Annotated in this window: 5 protein-coding genes; all 5 read right to left on the reverse strand. The window is 33.5% G+C overall.

What is annotated here, in order from left to right; translation table 11 throughout:
* Positions 1 to 336: 336 nt before the first annotated feature.
* A complete protein-coding gene (uppP, locus tag GFJ36_RS28730) occupies positions 337 to 1,134 on the reverse strand; it encodes an undecaprenyl-diphosphate phosphatase UppP (protein ID WP_001279953.1) in 798 nt (265 codons plus the stop codon).
* Positions 1,135 to 1,151: 17 nt separating this feature from the next.
* A complete protein-coding gene (locus GFJ36_RS28735) occupies positions 1,152 to 1,889 on the reverse strand; it encodes an ABC transporter permease (protein ID WP_000247712.1) in 738 nt (245 codons plus the stop codon).
* Positions 1,882 to 2,811, reverse strand: coding sequence for an ABC transporter ATP-binding protein (locus GFJ36_RS28740; protein WP_000484005.1), 930 nt, complete (start codon positions 2,809 to 2,811; stop codon positions 1,882 to 1,884). The genes GFJ36_RS28735 and GFJ36_RS28740 overlap by 8 nt, the downstream gene beginning before the upstream one ends.
* 68 nt (positions 2,812 to 2,879) lie before the next feature.
* Positions 2,880 to 3,893, reverse strand: coding sequence for a sensor histidine kinase (locus tag GFJ36_RS28745; RefSeq protein WP_141542870.1), 1,014 nt, complete (start codon positions 3,891 to 3,893; stop codon positions 2,880 to 2,882).
* The gene (locus GFJ36_RS28750; protein ID WP_046953851.1) at positions 3,883 to 4,596 is read right to left on the reverse strand and encodes a response regulator transcription factor; all 714 of its coding nucleotides are present in this window, start codon (positions 4,594 to 4,596) and stop codon (positions 3,883 to 3,885) included. The genes GFJ36_RS28745 and GFJ36_RS28750 overlap by 11 nt, the downstream gene beginning before the upstream one ends.
* Between the last annotated feature and the right edge of the window lie 309 nt (positions 4,597 to 4,905).

Below are 4,905 nucleotides of genomic sequence, written 5' to 3' on the forward strand. Positions count from 1 at the left end.
AAAACACAAGTCTTTTGACTTGTGTTTTTTCGTGTTTAATAAAGCATGAGCATTTTGTACACATTTAGAACTTGTATCGGTGTATTGAGAATTAAGAAATATGATATATGCGGAATGGATATAGTTTGTATACACAGTCGGTCTCTGTCCAAGGGGTGTTTAATTTTTGAGCTGTGTCGTACGGTAAAGATTAAAATTGCTTGAAGAACATTTGGATTATTAATGATGATTTACTCCCGCTATGCCATATTGGAGTATGTAGTACTTGATGTGAAATGGATAAAAAACCGATATTCTAACTTGAATATCGGTTTTTTATCTGTGACTTATATGAATTTATAGCAATACGAAAAGCGTAAATAAGATAGCTAACAAAATACGATAGTATGCGAAAGGTTTTAAGCCTATCTTTTCTAAAAGCTTTAGGAATGTTACTACTGCTAACATTGCTACTATAAAAGAGGTAATGAATCCTACCACAAACATAGGGATATCATTGACACTTAAATACTTCCAGCTTTTTAACAAGTCTAAGCCTGTAGCGCCTACCATTACAGGAAGAGCAATGAGAAAAGAGAACTCAGATGCAGTTTTATAATTTACTTTTGCTAATAGACCTCCAGAAATAGTAGAGCCAGCTCTAGAGAAGCCGGGGTATACTGCTAAGCATTGAAATAATCCAATTGTTAATGCTTGCCGGTATGTTAAATCATCCAGTGAATAGGAGGTTGCCTCTTTCTTCTTTACTTCTGCAAAGAGCATAAGAATTGCCCCTGCTACAAGTCCAATTACGACAGTATAGGGCTGAAATAAGTAAGTTTTAATAACACCATGTAGTAGTAAACCAGCAACTACTGCTGGAAATACGCCAAGAAATACGTGGAATGCGTTGAATTTCTTCTCTTTCCGCAGAAGAGGTTTAATATTACATAAAGAAACGAGGCGTTTATGATATAAAATTGCAATAGCTAAAATTGCCCCTAGCTGTATAACAATTTCAAACGTTTTCGCTCTTTCTCCTTCAAAATCTAATAAATGCCCGACTAATATAAGGTGACCAGTAGAAGAGATAGGTAAAAATTCGGCTAAACCCTCTACGATACCGAGTATGAAGGCAATAATGATATCGCTCATCGTTTCACTCCTATAAATTAATGAATGTCTACTCTTTTGAAATAGAATAGTGTTGCAAAAAATCCTGAAACCGCTGTTGCTGCAATGATGATATAAGAATATTCCGGTGGATATGTGGGTTGTAATTCATTATTTGCGATATCAAGAGTAGCGGTCCACGGAAATAAATCTTTATGTTTGGAGTTTACGAGCATAAGATTAGTCATTGTAATAATGACTGTTAATATAATAGGTGGTACATAGCTCTTCATTACAAGAGTTAGTAGCACAATAGGTGAAGACAATAGAAAGAGAAGTCCACCACAGATTAAAAATTTTAGAAAAGAACCTAAAAATAAAGCAGTGTTAAAACCAGGGAAGTTCCCCAATAGCCCTAATATTAAAGTAAGTGCCCAAGCGACTAAAGTTAGCATCATGATCCAAAGAAAAAGAGTGATGAACTTACTTATAATAAAGCTAATACGCGATACGGGGATAGTTAGTAAATTCTTTAGTGTGTCTTCTGCATATTCACGGGTAAACAGATAAGCAATTACTACTCCATATAAGGGGAATCCTATCACTAAAGTAGTATATAAGTTAACATCAGTAAATAATTGATGGAACCAAATAGTCGGAGTGGGCTGTTTGGTTTTTATATGTATATAAGAAGCTACTACGACTAAGAAAGGTGCGACACCAGCCCCAATAATGCTAATTAAAAACATATTAGAGCGTTTTAGTTTTAGTAGTTCTGTATAGAGTAGATTAACCAATTGTTCCACCTCCAACTAATTTAGTGAAATAATCTTCTAATCTATCTTCACTTATCATCATTTTTAATACTTCTACACCATTTAGAACGAACGTTCTGTTGATGTATCCTTGTTGTCCAAAATGAGAATAAATACGAATATTCCCTTCATCATGTACTTCATAATCAAAGATTTGAAGCTGATTTTCTAATAGCATTGCGGCTTTGTTTTCATTATTCACTTGAAATTCTATGTACTTACGGTTCGCTTTACGTAGCGTATTAAGAGAAACTTCTTCTAGTAACCTTCCTTCATGAATAATTCCCATACGATCAACTAATTGTTCTACCTCAGCTAATATGTGACTGGAAATAAGTATCGTTATATTTCTTTCCTGAGCTAAAGATTTAATAAGTTTTCGCATTTCTTTAATACCAATGGGATCGAGCCCGTTAGTTGGTTCATCTAGTATGAGTAATTCGGGATAATGGAGAAGGGCACGTGCAATACCTAGGCGCTGCTTCATTCCTAAAGAATACTTCCCAACTAATTTTTTTGTTTCATGCTGCAATCCTACTATTTCTAATGCTTCTTCAATAGCATTCTTTTTGTGAATCCCAATTATCTTTGTATTAATTAATAAGTTTTCTTTTGCAGTTAAGTTTTCATAAAACCCTGGAACCTCAACGATAGAACCAATTCTTCTTAAAATATCTTTTTGATTTTGAAATAAGTCCTCTCCGAATATTTCAATATTTCCACTTGTAGGTTTTATAAGACTGAGTAGCATACGAATGGTTGTTGTTTTGCCCGCACCGTTTCGTCCTATGAATCCATAAATCTCGCCTTGTTGAACATTAATATTTAGATTATCTACTGATTTTTGTGTGCCATACACTTTAGTAAGGTTAGTCGTTTTTATAATTGTATTTATAGGAAACACCTACTTTCTATAAGTTCTTAATTATATGATAAGAAGGAAGACTTAACTGCATATTAATCATTTCTTAACTATTTCTTAAAAGAAATGTATTTTGGAATTGAAAAGCCAAAAGTAGTTCGTTTCCATGGAGTACTTTCACCCCATATATGCCCACCATTTCTCTCAACGAGTGCTTTAGAAATTGAAAGCCCGAGACCGCTACCGCCAGAAGAGGAGTTTCTCGATTGTTCGCTTCGGTACATTCGTTCAAATACGTTTTGTAAATCATGTTTTGGAATACCAGGGCCTTTATCCCAAATAAGGAGTTCATAGTCTGTATCAGTTTCTAGTAGTTCGATCCCTAATGTTTTCCCATCTTTTCCGTAATAAATGGCATTTTTTATTAAATTACTCATAATTCGCATAAGGCTAAGGTGGTCTGCAATGATAGGACAAGTAGATTCTGGTATGAGAACATGTAGTTCGAGATTATGTTTTGAGAGTTCAGGTAAAAATTCAATCAAAACTTCTCTAGTAACTTCAGAAAAGTCGAGTTCCTCTTCTTTTAGTGGAAATTCATTGGCGTCTAGCTTTGCCATATTGAATATTTCATTAACTAGATGTTTTAAGTTATTTGATTTCATATAAAGTATTTTAAGATATTCTTTCTTTTCTATTTCAGAAACAGCAACCCCATCTTTTAAAGCGTCGATATATCCAATAATAGAGGTGAGTGGTGTTCGGATATCGTGCGAGATACTAGACAAAAGTTGTTTTCTAGATTCCTCGGATCTTTTTGCTTCGATCCGAACCTTTTCTAATTCAGCTATTAGTTCGTTTATTGAAAAAACGATACTATGTAATGAGGGGTCATTGCTTGTGAATAATCTCGTTTGTAAATTTCCTTTTAGTACACGACCTAATTTTGTGTCCACTGATTTGCGATGTTGAATGAATTGTATTCTTGAAAAGAAGAGATACATTGTAATTAAAATAAGGGTAATAAATAAAGACATCTTTCCTTTTGGGCCCATTTGTATATTTAAAAGCCCGCAAATGATAAGTTGTAATGAAATAAGGAATAGGGTTTTATCAGTCTTCAAGTTTTTCACCTACAAACTTATAACCAATTCCCCATACAGTTTGAATGAATTTTGGATTAGAAGGATTGATTTCTATTTTCTTTCTAAGTTTTCGAATATGTACCATAACGGTATTATCGTCTTCTATATAATTATCGTCCCATACATTTCGAAAGAGCTGTGTTTTTGTAAATACTTGTCCTGGGTTTGAAGTAAAGAATTTCAACAGTTCCAGTTCTTTTCCGGTTAAGCTGATTTCTTCTTTATTTGTATGAACTGTGTATGTATTTAAATCGATAGTTAGTCCTTTGAAAGCTAAAATTGTTTTCTCTTGTGCAGTAGTGTTACTTCCAAGAACTAAAAAACGCCGCATAAGAGCCTTTACTCGTGCAACTACTTCGTGAATACTGAAAGGTTTCGTAATGTAATCATCAGCGCCAATGCTTAAACCTAAAATTTTATCAATTTCGTGATCTTTAGCGGTTAGCATTAATATAGGTACGTTAGTTTTATCTCTAAGTTTTCTACATACTTCGATACCATCTACTTTCGGCATCATAAGATCTAATATAACGAGGTTATAGTTGTTTTGATTAAATAATTGCAAGGCTTCTTCACCATTAACCGCAGTATCTACCATATATAATTCTCGTTCTAAATATATTTTTAATAAATTTCGGATTTCTTTATCATCGTCTGCTATAAGGATACGTATATCTTTCATATTTTCACCTGCTTCTAATAGAGTTTTATTGCTAGTACAACAACTCTCTAATTATATACTAGTATTTGTTAAAATAAGGTTGCTAGTTTTGTTGGAGGGACATGTCTACAAGAATTAAGTCTAGAGTTCAAATGAAATCGAATATGTTTTGGAAGAATAAATTAAAGAGAAGCAGAAGGTGGTTTCTAGTAATGGCTCTTTGTAGAGGCATATCTAGCTAAAAGAGCATAAAAATATTAAATTGAATATCTTTATAAAAAGGTGTTGACGATTTCACCTTAGAGGTGTAATATAGGACAAGTCGCCGAT

The organism is Bacillus sp. EE-W1 (assembly GCF_009760835.1).
Lineage (GTDB): Bacteria > Bacillota > Bacilli > Bacillales > Bacillaceae_G > Bacillus_A > Bacillus_A wiedmannii.

Excerpts from the sequence above, each read along its gene's own strand:
- uppP (WP_001279953.1), bottom strand. The coding sequence starts at position 1,134 with ATGAGCGATATCATTATTGCCTTCATACTCGGTATCGTAGAGGGTTTA.
- GFJ36_RS28750 (WP_046953851.1), bottom strand. The coding sequence starts at position 4,596 with ATGAAAGATATACGTATCCTTATAGCAGACGATGATAAAGAAATCCGA.